Source organism: Streptomyces diversicolor (assembly GCF_057537855.1).
Genome location: NZ_BAAJXA010000018.1, coordinates 133,901 through 146,179, shown reverse-complemented (window position 1 = coordinate 146,179; position 12,279 = coordinate 133,901). Strand labels below are relative to the sequence as shown.

Sequence of the window (12,279 nt, the reverse complement as noted above, 5' to 3'; positions counted from 1 at the left end):
CTGGTAGGTGCGACGTCTGAGGTGACGACCGTATCGACGGGTGCCGCCCGGTAGCTCACGAGGAGCTGAGCGAGTCGGCTCGGGCCGACCCGCCTCGGGCGTCGGCGAGTACGGCGAGAACGTCCTGAGCCGCGGCGCGCACGGTGGCCTCCGTGGGCGGCACGGTCGGTTCGCAGAATCTCCTGATCACCTGGCCGAACAGGTCCGCGCGGTGTTCCGCCGGGGGAACCTGGTCCGCCGGTACGGCGAGACCGCCGACGAGGAACCCCGTCAGGACCGTGTCCACCACGTAGACGTGGTCCGCGGGCGACGCGTGGGCTGCCAACAGGAAGTGCTTGCGCCACACGTCGACGAGGCGTGCGAGCAGGGGGTGGAAACCGAGCTCCAGGCTGATCGGGTGTCCGTCGCCGGTCACGGCGAGTGCGCCGAGAACCTCACTGTCACTTGTGTGGATGGCCCGGGCGAGGGGGCGTTCAAACTGTTGCGCGAATACTTCTCGGGTCAGCCGGTCGGGCAGCGCTGCGGCCGGATCCTGTTCGATCCGGGCGGCGACGGCCGCGAGCACGTCGTGGAACTCACGTCGCAGCAATTCGGTGAAGAGCATGTCCTTCGTCTTCCAGTGCAGGTAGACGGTCCCCTTGCCGATGCGGGCGCGGCGCGCGATCTCGTCGATGGTGACCCGCTTGTAGCCCCATGTGAGCAGGAGTTCACGGGCGGTGGCGAGGATGCGTTCGGCTCGCTCACCCTCGATCGACGCGGGAGTGGCGGAATTTCTCACGGTCATGGTCTCAGCATTCCACCACAGAACTGGATGACCGAATATCGAAACTGGTCATCAAGTTTCGATCTAGGATAGGGTCGGTTCATGACCGCCAAGGCATTCCTCCCACCGTCCGCCCGGCGCGCCCTGATCATTGGCTCAGGTCTCTCCGGCCTCGCCGCGGCCCTGACCCTGCACCGTGCCGGCTGGCAGCCCCTGATCGTCGAGCGGGCCCCCCAGCGCCGTACCGGCGGCTACTTCGTCCGTTTCTTCGGCCCCGGCTACGCCGCCGCCGAACGCCTGGGCCTCCTCGACGCACTGCCCAACCGTCAGCAGCCGGACAGTCGCGGTTTCGAAATCGACCTCCACGGCCGGATCACCCCCGGCCTGACCTTCCCGAGCCGGGTCAACGGCAGCCCGCTGCGGCTGCTGCTGCGCAGTGACCTGGAGCGCGTCCTGTACGAGGCCGTCCACGACCTGGTGGAGATCCGCTACGGCGTGGGACCCGCCGCCATCTCCCAGGATCGCCACCAGGTGACCGTGACCATGACCGACGGATCGGTGGAGACCGCCGACCTGCTCATCGGTGCCGACGGCATCCACTCCACCGTCCGTTCCCTCGTCTTCGGCCCCGAAGACCTCTACCGCCAGGATTTCGACCACATCGTGGCCGCCTGCGTGATGGACGGCTCACTGCCCGGCGTGCGCGACGGCGACGCCCTGGTGGCCACAGCCCCCGGGCGCTCGGCATGGATCAACACGTACGTCGACCACCCCCCGGTGTCCTTCCTGCTCTACCGCACACCCTGGCCCGCCGCCGAGGCCCGCAGGAACGCCGCCGAAGCGGTGCGCGAGGCGTTCGGCGACTTCGGTGGCGCCGTCATGCCGACCGTGCTGGAGGCGATCGACCGCTCCGACGCCGTCCTGTTCGATCAGGTCAGCCAGATCCACATCAACCGTTGGAGCCAGGGCCGGGTGGTCCTGCTCGGTGATGCCGCCTGGTGCATGAGCCTCTACTCCGGACAGGGTGCCGGCATGGGCATCGCCGGCGCCGAACTGCTGGCCAGGCTGCTGGACGAACACGACCGCCCGTCCGCCGCCCTCGGCACGTGGGAACAGCAACTGCGCCCGCACGTCACCCGCTACCAGAAGGAGGCCATGCTCATGCAGCACTTCTTCATGCCCGTCAACCGCTTCGGGCACCTCGCCCGCCGGGGCCTGGTCCGTGTGGCCGCCCATCCCGTCGGCGCCAAGATCGCCCAAGCCATCATGAACTGACGCTTCATCAATCCAACGGGACATGGCAGCCGGGGCGTATTCGGCTCCGGCAGGAAACGAACCGGGCGGCCGAGCGCCGGGCCCGGCCCCGGGGATGGCGCATGGCCGGGCCGGAACGGAACACCCGGATGCTCCTCCAGGAGCGTCCGCGGCTGATCATTGCATGGTGATGGTGAGCGTCCCGCAGCCGGCGGCGGCCGGCTGTGCGGCCACTTCTCCGAACTACTTGTTTGTCTGGCGGCCTTTTCGCCATCCTTCAGCTCTTGGCGTGCGCTAGTTCTGGCTTGTGGGACTGTGGAAGGTCGCGCTCGCGTCGCATCGGGCTCGTGGCGAGGATGAGCCAGCTGGGCGCGACGACCCCCGTCATGATCCACATGGCTGGCCGGTACCCTACGGTGTCGCCGAGCACGCCGCCGAGCAGGGACCCGAGTGGGATGGTGCTGTGGTTGATCATCATGGCCGTCGCGACGACCCGGCCGAGCATGTGCGGCGGGCAGTAGGCCTGCCGGAAGCTGCCGACCACGATGTTGGCCACGGAAATGCCGATCCCGACGAGGAACGCTCCCATCGCGAACAGCAGCAGTCCCGGCCCCGTCGTGGTCATCGGCAGGAGCAACGCGAACGGCGCGGTGGCGCCCTGCAGGAGAAGAAGCCCGCGCGCGGTACCGAACCGCCGGCTGATCCTCGTGGCCACCAGCGCGCCCACGATGCCACCGGCGCTGCCGCTGGTCAGCAGCAGACCGACCATGGCGGGGTTCAGCTCGACGGTGCGGACCAGGAAGACGACCTGAACCGCCTGGTAGCCCATCAGCGCCATATTGATCACGGCGCCCCAGGTGACCATCGGCCGCAGATACCGGTCCCGGCCCACGAAGCGGAGCCCGTCGCTGATCTGCCGGCGGAGGGGGACGCGTTCCTCGTCCGGAGCGCGGTCCGGCTCGGCCACGCTGATCCGCTTCAGGCAGACCGCGGATACCAGGAACGTCACCGCGTCGGCCACGAGTGCGATGACCGCGCCGAACGCCTGGGCGAGCACTCCCGCCACCCCCGGCCCGGCAACCTGGGTGGCGGCCTCGCTGCCTTGCAGCTTGGCGTTGCCCTCCAGCAGGTCGCGGCCGTCGAGCACGATCCGGATGTACGAGTGGTAGGCGGTGTTGAAGCACACCGCCGCGGTGCCGCATATCAGCGCGACAGCGACCAGGTGCTGAAAGGTGAGCGCGTCGAGCCACGCCGCCAGTGGAATGCTCACCAGCGCCGCGACGGCCACCAGATCGCACGCGATCATCAGTGGCCGCTTGCGTATGCGGTCCACCCATGCGCCTACTGGCAGCCCCACCAGCAGCCAGGGCAGCCAAACCGCCGCGGCGAGCAGGCCGACGGCGGTGGAGCTGGCGTCCAACATTTCAACCGCGATCAGCGGCAACGCGACCACGGTGATGCTGTTGCCCAGCCCGCTCACGGTCTCGCCTGTCCAGAGCAGGCGGAAATCCGGTTGGGTGAATACTCCCCAGGGGGCTCGGGGCCGGTCCGGCGCGTCATTGATCGAGTCCACACGGGGCATCATGCCGTAGCTCTTCAACCTGCCGTACCCGTTATGGATGGACGCCCCGCGGCCGCTCCACTCGGCGGCTCTTCGTCCATGTAGCGGGCGGCGGATGGCCCCGGCCTCGTCGGCCGGCACAGCGGCGAGGACTCTGACGGCGGCTCGTTCCGCCGGATCTCTGTGCGCGGGTGGGACGAGTGGCTTCGACGGCTCGGTGTCGTCGGGTATGACGTCATCGCGTGGGCGGCCGCCGCAGTGGTCCGTCCCTGCGGCGGCTCCGCCGTCATGCTGGGCGCTCTGGTCGGGGAACTCCTCCTGGCGAAGGCCGGGAGCGCCGGCATCGATGCCGAGGCCGCCGCCGGGCTCGGGCGCGGAACCGCGCCGCAGCCCGTACCGGTGGCATCGGGCGGACCGAGCGTGAGTGCCCCGGGTCACGCGCTCGTGGTGCGGCCGTCGGCCGGGTGGCCGGATCCGGGCTCGGGGGTGCCCTCGATCCGCTGGAGGACCCGCTCCACGAGGTCGAGGGTCTCCGTGTGCCCGGCGGTCATGCCGAGGGACCTCTCCATGACGAGGACACGGGCGAGCGCCGTTGTCACGACGAGCAGTGCGACGGGAGGTACGTCCGGCAGACAGAGCCCCCCCTCGGCGGCCTTGCGGACGATGATCTCCTCCTGCGCCCGGCGGTAGCGTTCCGCGTGGGCGGAGAGTTCGGCGTGGATGGCTTTGCGGTGGTTGGCCAGCGCCATGAACTCCGTGATCAGGGCGGCTCCGGGCTGGCTGCTGAGCTCCCACAGGGCGTGCAGCGGCTGCGGGGAGTCGAGCACGCGCGCCGAGATCTCCAGTTCCTGCTCCGCCCGCCGCCGCAGCACCGCGAGGAAGAGGTCGTCGAGTGTGCGGAAGTAGTAGAGAACCAGCGCGGGCGCGACATCGGCCTCCCGCGCCACCCGGCGGATGCCGACGGAGGCGTATCCCTCCTTGAGCATCAGCCGCTCGGTGATGTCCAGCAGCCGCAGGCGCGTTCTGGAGTTCTCGGTACCCATACGGCGAGGCGCAGTCATGGGGCCATTGTCCTTGACGGGCCCGGGGCCCGGTGTTAAACAGTTGTTCAGCGCGCCTGTTAAACAGTCGTTCAGCACCGGGCTTCTTCGGGCTGATCCACCCATCACCGGCATGTGGGCCGGGTGAACGGAGGGCGAGGCCGATGGCAGGGACCACGGACGAGGCGGCGACGGCCGGCTCCTTCCAGGCTCTTTGCTCCGATCGAGCAGGGCAGAGCCCGTACACGGGCACCCGCACCCCGCGCGTTGAGGACCCGCGGCTGCTGACCGGCACCGGCACCTATGTCGACGACGTGGTGCGGCCCGGGATGCTGCACGCCTGCTTCGTACGCAGTCCTGTCGCACGGGCACGCATCACCGGGGCGGACGTCTCGGAGGCGCTGGCCCTTCCGGGTGTCCACGCCGTCTTCGTCGCGGCCGATCTCAATCGCGGCGTACACGAACAGTGGTACTCGCTCAACGGGCGGGACGACCCCGACACCCCCCGCCCGCCGCTCGCCGAGGGTGAAGTGCGCTTCGTCGGAGACCCCGTGGCGATGGTCGTCGCCGTGGACCGCTACATCGCCGAGGACGCGGCCGAGCTGGTCGTGGTCGACTACGAGCCCCTGCCACCCGTCGTCGACTACACCACCGCGCTTCAGTCGTGCGAATCGGTCCACGCCACCCACCCCGACAACCTGGTGGGCCGGCTCGGCGGGCGTCCGATGGACGAGCTCGCGCCGGTCTTCGAGGGCGCGGCGCATGTGGTGAGCAGCACCGTCCACCAGCAGTCCCACGGGCCGGTGCCGATGGAGACCCGTGGGGTCGTCGCCGAATGGTCGGCGCCCGCCGGTGAGATGACGATCTGGGCGGCGACCCAGTCCCCGCACGAGGTCCGCTCCTTTTGCGCGCGGCTGCTCGGCGCCGACGAACACCGGGTGCGTGTGGTGGCGCGGGACACCGGCGGGGGATTCGGGCAGAAGGTGCTGCCGCAGCGCGAGGACATGTGCGTCATGCTGGCGGCGGTCAAGCTGCCCGTGGCGCTGAAGTGGATCGAGGACCGGCAGGAGCATCTGCTGGCGGCCGGCCAGGCGCGCCACGAGCACGGCGAGGCGAGGATGGCCTTCGACGACGACGGGCGGATCCTGGCCGCCACCCTCGACCACGTCCAGGACGCGGGCGCCTACCCGACGCCGTCGCCGGTACAGAGCGGCATCGCCGTGGGCATGTTGTTCCCCGGCCCGTACCGCATCCCCGAGGGCACCTTCTCTTCCCGGTTCGTGTTCTCGAACACCAGCGGCCGGGTTGCCTATCGAGGTCCCTGGCAGTTCGAGTCGATGGCGCGCGAGGTCCTCCTCGACACCGCCGCGCGCCGGCTGGGCATGGACCCCGTCGAACTGCGGCGCCGGAACATGCTGCGCCGCGAGGACCTGCCCACCGCGAACTGCCTGGGGATGCCCTACGACCACATCACTGCCTACGAGACCTTCGAACAGGCGCTGGAGATGCTCGACTACCCGGCCTTCCGGCGGGAACAGGAACGGGCCCGCGCCCAGGGGCGCCACCTCGGCGTCGGCACCTGCACCTATGTCGAACCCACCGCGGGCGCCACGGCGTTCCACGGCACCGAGGGCGCGACCATCCGTATCGAGCCCTCCGGCAAGGTCAATGTCTACGTCGCCGGCGGCTCGTGCGGGAACAGCCTGGAGACAACCGTCGTCCAGCTCACCGCCGACGCGCTCGGTGCCGCCATCGAGGACGTCAGCACCATCCAGGGCGACACCGCGGTCACCCCGTTCGGCGGCGGTACGGGCGGCAGCCGGTCGGGGCCCATGACGGCCGGCGCGATCGCCGAGACCGCCGCCGGACTGCGGACACGCATCCTCGCGATCGCGGCGCACCGCTTGGACGTCGCCGTGGGCGAGGTGGAGTTCGCCCGGAGCCGGGCATCGGTGAAGGGCAGCCCCGAGCGCGGACTGACCCTCGCCGAGATCGCCGACATCGCCTACTTCCAGGTCCACGCCCTGCCGCCGGGCGTGCCGGCCGGACTTGAGGCGAGCGGCCGCTACCGCACACCGCACCCCATGATCTGGGCCAACGCCACGCACCTGTGCACCTGCGAGGTGGACGTGGTGACCGGCGGCGTGCGACTGCTGCGGTACATCGTCAGCGAGGACTGCGGGCCCATGATCAACCCCAGTGTGGTGGAGGGCCAGATCCTCGGCGGCACCGTCCAGGGAATCGGCGGCGCCCTCTACGAACACCTCGCCTACGACGCCGAGGGCAACCCGCTGGCCACCACCTTCATGGACTACCTGCTGCCCACGGCCACCGAGGTGCCCACCATCGAACTCGGGCACGTCGAAACCCCCGGCCCCGGTCCCGGGGGATACAAGGGGGTGGGCGAGGGCGGCGCGATCGGCTCCGCCCCGGCCGTCGTGAACGCCGTCGCCGACGCCCTCGCGCCGTTCGGAGTGGAGATCACCAGGCTGCCGTTGACACCGGCGTCGATCGTCGGGCTCCTCGAAGAGGCCAGGACCGGGCCGCGCGGGGCGGTGGCCGTATGAAACCGGCATCGTTCGAGTACCACGCCCCCGCCGACGCCGAGGAGGCCGTCGCCCTGCTCGCCGACCTGGGCGACGAGGCGAAGGCCATCGCCGGCGGGCAGAGCCTCGTCCCCATGCTGGCGCTGCGCCTCGCGTCCTTCGGACACCTCGTCGACCTGCGCCGCCTGGACGGACTGCGGGGCATCGAGCACCGCGCCGGGGCGCTGCGGATCGGTGCGACCACGACCCAGGCCACCGTGCAGCGATCGCGGGAGGTACGGACCGCCGTGCCCCTCCTGGCCCGCGCCACCGCGCTGATCGGCCACTTCCAGATCCGCAGCCGCGGCACCGTCGGAGGCTCGCTCGCCCACGCCGACGCCGCGGCCGAGTATCCCGCGGTGGCACTGGCCCTGGACGCCGAACTGGAGGCCCTGTCGGTCCGCGGACGCCGCACCGTCCCCGCCGCGCGGTTCTTCACCGGCATGTGGAGCACCGCCCTGGACGAGGACGAACTGCTGACGGCCGTGGTCTTCCCCGTCTGGCGCCGCCCCTGCGGATTCGCCGTCGAGGAATTCGCCCGCAGGAGCGGCGACTTCGCCCTCGCCGGGGCCGCCGTCGCCGTGGGCCTCGACTCCGGCGGACGGATCGACCGGTGCGCCATCGCCCTGTTCGGCCTCGGCCCGGCCCCCCGCCGGGCCGAGACGGCGGAGACGGCGCTGATCGGATCCGAACCCGCCGAGGAGAAGGCCGACGACATCGCGGACCTCGCCCTGTCGGCCCTCGACTCCATTCCGTCCGATCTGCACGGATCGGCCGGCTATCGCAAGCGCGTGGGCGCGGCCATGGTGGCCCGCGCCTGGCGGCGCGCCGTACGGGAGGCAGTCCATGGCTGACATCGGCATCCAGATGCGGATCAACGGCGTCCCGCGCCGTGACACCGTGCCTGCCCGGCTCACCCTCGCCGACTTCCTGCGGATCAACTGCGGGCTGACCGGCACACACCTGGGATGCGAGCACGGGGTCTGCGGCGCCTGCACGGTCCTGCTGGACGGCGAGGCAGTCCGGGCCTGCCTGGTGTTCGCCGTGCAGGCCGACGGCTCGGAGGTGACCACCGTCGAGGGGCTTGCCTCGCCGAACGGTGAACTCTCCACCGTCCAGGAGGCATTCCGGGAGCAGCACGGACTGCAGTGCGGGTTCTGCACTCCGGGTTTCGTGGTCTCGGTCACCGCGTTCCTCGCCGAGAACCCCAAGCCCACCGACGAGGAGATCCGCGACGCCCTGTCGGGGAACCTGTGCCGCTGCACCGGCTACCAGGCCATCGTCAACGCCGTCCGGGCCGCCGCCGACACCGGGGACTTTGCATGAAGCTGCAGAACAAGCTCAGCATTCCTGCGCCGGCGCAGGAGGCATGGCGGGTCCTGCTCGACATCGAGCGTGTCACCCCCTGTGTGCCCGGCGCGACGCTCACCTCCCGCAGCGGCGACAGCTACCACGGCTCGATCAAGGTCAAGCTGGGGCCCATCGCCCTCACCTACCGCGGGAGCGTGAGGTTCCTGGCGCGGAACGAGACGGACAGGACCGTCGTGCTGGAGGCCGGCGGCCGGGAGACACGGGGCAACGGCACCGCCAAGGCACGGGTGACCTGCCGCCTGGTCGGCTCCGGCGACGCCTCCACCGACGTGTTCGTGGACACCGATCTGGCCATCACGGGCAAGCCCGCCCAGTTCGGACGCGGCACCCTCGGCGAGGTCGCGGGCACGCTCATCGGTCAGTTCGCCGAGAACCTCGCCCGCGAGCTGGCCGGGAGCTCGCCTACGCGTCCGGCGTCCGCCGGACTGTCGTCCGCAGACCTGTCGCCCACGGGTCCGCCGTCCGTCCCTCCGGCGTCGCAGGACCGGACGCCCGCAGAGCATACGCCAGCGGGTTCGCCGCCCGCCGACGGGGCGTCCCCGGGGCCGCCGTCCGCCGGCCGGCTGACCGGCGCCCCGCCGTCCCCCGATTCGATGTCCTCGGGCCCGCCCCCTGGCAACACACCGTCCGCGGAGGAGTCCCGTGCCTGCCCGGCGGACGGTGAACGGCCTCTGCGGACCGCGGACTTCGGTCAGGACGCGCCGGGCCGCGCCGCACCGCGCCGGACCGCTGAACCGATCGACCTCATCGCCGCGGTCGGCGCGGGATCCGTCAAGCGCCTCGTGCCGCCCGTCACGGCACTCGCCGCGCTGCTGATCATCGCGCTCGTGCTGCGCGGCCGGCGACGCGACGACCGGTGACCAGGTCTCCTCGTCGCCATGACCATGCCCCCCAATCCAGGAAACGAGGTAGTCATGTCCGGACGAGTCGCAGGCAAGGTCGCCTTCATCACCGGCGCGGCACGCGGCCAGGGACGCAGCCACGCCGTGCGGCTGGCCGAGGAGGGCGCCGACATCATCGCCGTCGACGTGTGCAAGCAGCTCGACGGCGTGCAGTTCCCCATGTCCACGCCCGAGGATCTGCAGGAGACGGTCAACCGGGTGCAGAAACTGGGCCGGCGCATCATCGCCGCACAGGCGGACGTGCGCGACCACGACGCGCTCAAGTCGGTGGTGGACCACGGTGTGGCCGAACTCGGCCGTCTGGACATCGTCGTGGCCAACGCGGGCCTCGGCAGCGAGGGCAGCCGGCTCGATGTCATGTCCGAGAAGACCTGGCGCGACATGATCGACGTCAATCTGACCGGCGTATGGCTGACCACCAAGGTGTCCACCCCCCATCTCCTCGCGGGCGGTCGCGGCGGGTCGGTCATCCTGACGAGCTCCGTCGGAGGACTCAGGGGCCACGCGAACATCGGCCATTACATCGCCGCCAAGCACGGTGTGGTGGGACTCATGCGCACCCTTGCCTGGGAGCTGGGGGAACACGGCATACGCGTCAACTCGCTGCACCCCACCCAGGTGAACACGCCGATGGTGATGCACGAGGGCACCTACCGTATGTTCCGTCCGGACCTGGAGAACCCCACCATCGACGACTTCGCGGCGGTGTCGCAAGACATGCACCTGCTGCCCACCGCGTGGGTGGAGCCGCTGGACATCAGCAACGCCGTCCTGTTCCTGGCCTCCGAGGAGGCCCGCTTCGTGACCGGCGTGACGTTGCCGGTCGACGCCGGCGCCCTGCTCAAGTGAGCCGCCGGACACCGGCCGCAGCAGTGCGAACGAGGCACGCGGCCGGCACAGATCCCGTCGCACACCGTCAGGAGGTGTGTCCGTGACCACTGCCGACACGATCTACTGGGACCCCTACGATCCCGCGCTCGCGCGCGACCCCTACCCCGTGTACAGCCGGCTGCGTGAGGAAGAGCCGCTCTACTACAACGACAAGCACGACTTCTACGCCGTCAGCCGCTTCGCCGACTGCCAGCGCGGCCTCGCCGACTGGCAGACCTTCTCCTCGGCGCGGGGAGACATCCTGGAGATCATCCAGGCGGCCGTCGACCTTCCGCCCGGCACTCTCATCTTCGAGGACCCTCCCGTCCACGACATCCACCGCCGTCTGCTCGCCCGGGTGTTCACACCACGTCGGATCGCCCTGCTGGAGCCGCGGGTACGGGCCTTCTGCCGGCGGGCGCTGGAGCCGGTGACCGACGCAGAGCGGTTCGACCTCGTCGGGGCCGTCGGCGCGGAGATGCCCATGCGTGTGATCGGGATGCTCCTCGGCATCCCGGAATCGGACCAGTCGGCCATCCGCGACCGCACCGACGAGACGCTGGGCACCGAGGACGGCGGAAAGATCAACCAGGAGGACATCCTCAGCACCGAGGCGTTCCGCGACTACATCGAGTGGCGCAAGCAGCACCCCTCGGACGACCTCATGACCGAGTTGATGACCGCCGAGTTCGAGGACGAGCGGGGAGCCACGCGCACGCTCACGGACGACGAGGTCCTCACCTACTGCACCGTGGTGGCCGGCGCCGGGAACGAGACGACGGGGCGCCTCATCGGCTGGTTCGGCGCCCTGATGGCCCGTTACCCCGAGCAGCGCCGGGAGCTCGTGGCCGACCCGTCGCTCATCACGAACGCGATCGAGGAGATCCTGCGTTTCGAGCCGACCGGCCCGTTCACCGCGCGCTACGTGACGCAGGACGTGGAACTGTACGACCGGACCGTGCCGGCCGGGAGCGCCGTCCTGTTCATCCAGGCCGCCGCCAACCGCGACCCCCGGCGCTTTTCCGACCCGGACCGGTTCGACATCCACCGGGTCACCCAGCACCTGACCTTCGGCGTGGGCGCCCACTACTGCCTGGGCGCGGCTCTGGCAAGGCTGGAGGGCCGGGTGGCGGCGGAGGAGATCCTCAAGCGCTTCCCGGCCTGGGACGTGGACTGGGACCACGCGGAACTGGCGCAGACCTCGACCGTGCGCGGCTGGAAGACGCTGCCGCTCGTCATCGAAGGAGCGTCGCGGTGACCGATCGCTGGAAGGTCGCCGTCGACCCGCGGGTCTGCGTCCGCACGGGGCTGTGCGCGGCCTCCGCGCCCGCGGAGTTCGAACTGGACCGAAACGGCCGGGGACGCGCGCGCTCCGAGACGCTGCCGGCCTCCGAGGCGGTGCTGGAAGTGGCCGAGTCCTGCCCCATCGAGGCGATCTCGATCACCGACGCGGACACCGGAAAAGGGGTCTTTCCGCCGGAGCCATGAGTGAGCGGCCCGGACGGCGCGGCCAAGCCGTGCGCCGCGCCGCTTCGCCCCGATTCCACCCGGAACGCCGGGCGCCGGCGCTCCCGCAAGAGGAAACGTATGCCGCGCAAGCGGTCAGCGATGCGCCGCGATCACCGGCTGGGGTCCGCGACCGGTGGGCAGTGGGGCCCGTCGGCCATGTGGCGCGAGACGACCGCGACGCGGACCGGACGTGACACCTCGCTCACCAGCGCGGGACTCGTCTCCCACGAGCCCTGCACCGACGGCGGCGGGATGCACGGCCCAGGTGTTCGATCCGCTGCCCTCGGCCCACGTCCGGACGGCGTGTCCCCGCACCATCGACGTCACCGTGCGGCTGCGGGGCGGACGGAACATCATCGAAGTCGTCCGGGACATGGCCCTCTCGTACCGGTGCCCGGCCCGCCGCACGCGGCTACCGGAAGGT

Annotated in this window: 11 protein-coding genes; 8 read left to right on the top strand and 3 right to left on the bottom strand. The window is 70.7% G+C overall.

The annotated features are described in order from the left end of the window. Positions 1-55: 55 nt before the first annotated feature. Positions 56-784, bottom strand: coding sequence for a TetR/AcrR family transcriptional regulator (locus AC27LF_RS22645; protein WP_479662937.1), 729 nt, complete (start codon positions 782-784; stop codon positions 56-58). Positions 785-865: 81 nt separating this feature from the next. On the opposite strand from AC27LF_RS22645, the gene AC27LF_RS22640 reads away from it, so the two are divergent. Further along, on the top strand, positions 866-2,038 hold the full coding sequence (locus AC27LF_RS22640) for an FAD-dependent monooxygenase (RefSeq protein WP_479662936.1): 1,173 nt from the start codon (positions 866-868) through the stop codon (positions 2,036-2,038). A gap of 256 nt (positions 2,039-2,294) precedes the next feature. Here the strand turns inward: AC27LF_RS22640 and AC27LF_RS22635 are convergent, their stop codons facing one another. Next, on the bottom strand, positions 2,295-3,590 hold the full coding sequence (locus tag AC27LF_RS22635) for an MFS transporter (RefSeq protein ID WP_479662935.1): 1,296 nt from the start codon (positions 3,588-3,590) through the stop codon (positions 2,295-2,297). A gap of 422 nt (positions 3,591-4,012) precedes the next feature. After that, positions 4,013-4,639 (bottom strand): TetR/AcrR family transcriptional regulator, encoded by a 627-nt coding sequence (locus AC27LF_RS22630; RefSeq protein ID WP_479662934.1) that lies wholly within the window; start codon positions 4,637-4,639, stop codon positions 4,013-4,015. Positions 4,640-4,782: 143 nt separating this feature from the next. Here AC27LF_RS22630 and AC27LF_RS22625 point away from each other — a divergent pair, with 143 nt between their 5' ends. From AC27LF_RS22625 to AC27LF_RS22595, 7 genes are all read left to right on the top strand, one after another. After that, positions 4,783-7,185, top strand: a complete 2,403-nt coding sequence (locus AC27LF_RS22625) for a xanthine dehydrogenase family protein molybdopterin-binding subunit (protein WP_479662933.1) — start codon at positions 4,783-4,785, stop codon at positions 7,183-7,185. Next, positions 7,182-8,057 carry an FAD binding domain-containing protein gene (locus AC27LF_RS22620; protein ID WP_479662932.1) on the top strand — a complete coding sequence of 292 codons (876 nt, stop codon included), beginning with the start codon at positions 7,182-7,184 and terminating at the stop codon, positions 8,055-8,057. Before AC27LF_RS22625 ends, AC27LF_RS22620 begins: the two co-directional genes overlap by 4 nt. Further along, a complete protein-coding gene (locus AC27LF_RS22615) occupies positions 8,050-8,529 on the top strand; it encodes a (2Fe-2S)-binding protein (protein WP_479662931.1) in 480 nt (159 codons plus the stop codon). The genes AC27LF_RS22620 and AC27LF_RS22615 overlap by 8 nt, the downstream gene beginning before the upstream one ends. Then, positions 8,526-9,434: an SRPBCC family protein gene (locus AC27LF_RS22610; RefSeq protein ID WP_479662930.1), complete on the top strand. Its 909-nt coding sequence runs from the start codon at positions 8,526-8,528 to the stop codon at positions 9,432-9,434. The genes AC27LF_RS22615 and AC27LF_RS22610 overlap by 4 nt, the downstream gene beginning before the upstream one ends. Positions 9,435-9,488: 54 nt before the next feature. After that, positions 9,489-10,325: a mycofactocin-coupled SDR family oxidoreductase gene (locus tag AC27LF_RS22605; protein ID WP_479662929.1), complete on the top strand. Its 837-nt coding sequence runs from the start codon at positions 9,489-9,491 to the stop codon at positions 10,323-10,325. 82 nt (positions 10,326-10,407) lie between these two features. Beyond that, positions 10,408-11,604: a cytochrome P450 gene (locus AC27LF_RS22600; protein WP_479662928.1), complete on the top strand. Its 1,197-nt coding sequence runs from the start codon at positions 10,408-10,410 to the stop codon at positions 11,602-11,604. Beyond that, positions 11,601-11,834 carry a ferredoxin gene (locus AC27LF_RS22595; protein ID WP_479662927.1) on the top strand — a complete coding sequence of 78 codons (234 nt, stop codon included), beginning with the start codon at positions 11,601-11,603 and terminating at the stop codon, positions 11,832-11,834. Before AC27LF_RS22600 ends, AC27LF_RS22595 begins: the two co-directional genes overlap by 4 nt. Positions 11,835-12,279 lie beyond the last annotated feature (445 nt).